Origin of the sequence: Vibrio sp. Vb1026, assembly GCF_033338745.1 — a bacterium.
In the GTDB taxonomy this organism is placed as follows: Bacteria; Pseudomonadota; Gammaproteobacteria; order Enterobacterales; family Vibrionaceae; genus Vibrio; species Vibrio alginolyticus.
Genome location: NZ_JAWOTH010000156.1, coordinates 1 through 1,148, shown reverse-complemented (window position 1 = coordinate 1,148; position 1,148 = coordinate 1). Strand labels below are relative to the sequence as shown.

2 protein-coding genes are annotated in these 1,148 nt (G+C 50.3%); both read left to right on the top strand.

Translation table 11 applies throughout. The features are described 5' to 3' along the window. Positions 1 to 523 (top strand): LysE family translocator (locus R7E47_RS24955; protein ID WP_318085456.1); only part of this gene is annotated, 523 nt, incomplete at its 5' end. 110 nt (positions 524 to 633) lie between these two features. Beyond that, positions 634 to 1,148 (top strand): gamma-glutamyltransferase (locus R7E47_RS24950; protein ID WP_318085454.1); only part of this gene is annotated, 515 nt, incomplete at its 3' end.

The following is a 1,148-nucleotide window of genomic DNA, read 5'->3' as shown; positions in this document are numbered from 1 at the left end:
CTTATCCGTTGGTATTTTGCTGCACTCGTTGTTCAGCCTGACAGGTGTGAGCTACCTTGTGCATCAACATCCTTTGCTGTATTCGGTATTACAACTGCTAGGTGGCAGTTACCTGCTTTACCTCGGTGTTGGGGCCCTGCGCGGCGTGATCGCTACGATCAAAAACCCGCAAACGGATCAACAAAATAAAACAAACAGCTTCGTGATCAGCAACAAGCGTCAGGCTTTTGCCAAAGGTTTTGCAACCAACATTCTCAACCCCAAAGCACTGGTTTTCTTCATCAGCTTGATGTCGAGCTTGGTGCCAGCCGGAATGTCGGTCTCAGGCAAAAGCATCGCGTTAGTTATCCTGTTCAGCTTGTCTCTGGTTTGGTTTTCCAGCTTGGCGTGGATGCTCTCAACGCAACGTTTACAACGTCGATTACAACAAGCAGGCATCTACATCGATGGCATCTGTGGTGTGGTGTTTACCCTCGTTGGCGGCAGTATCTTGGTGCAAACCATCAGCACATTAATCGGTTAACTCTCTGATTTAAAAGCGTCGCACACCCGACATTTATTAAAACGCTGACTCGACGATCTTCTCCATGGCTGCCAAGCTGAACAATCAAACTGGCAACATGGAGAGTCATCATGCATTGGACGTTCAACCGACTCGTGTCTACGGGTCTTTTTCTTAGCGCCTCTATCACCCACACCGCGTTTGCAAACCAAGCCACCGATGCGATTGCCCCAGAGCAGAGTACTGGGCTTGAGCACAAACAACTGGTCAAAGCCAAAGACTATATGGTGACAGCAGCGAACCCAATCGCCACCCAAGCTGGTGCTGATGTACTGGAGCAAGGCGGCAATGCCATTGATGCTATGGTGGCGGTACAACTGATGCTTGGCTTAGTCGAACCACAATCTTCCGGCATTGGTGGCGGCGCATTTTTGGTGTATTGGGATGGCGAACAACAAAAGCTCACCACTTATGATGGTCGAGAAACTGCGCCCCTCGCCGCAACCCCAACACTGTTTTTGGACGACCAAGGCCAGCCGCTGCAATTCTATGATGCGGTTGTAGGTGGACGATCTGTCGCGACGCCGGGCACCGTCAAACTGTTGTGGGATACCCACCAAAAATACGGCAATCTGGAATGGAAAAA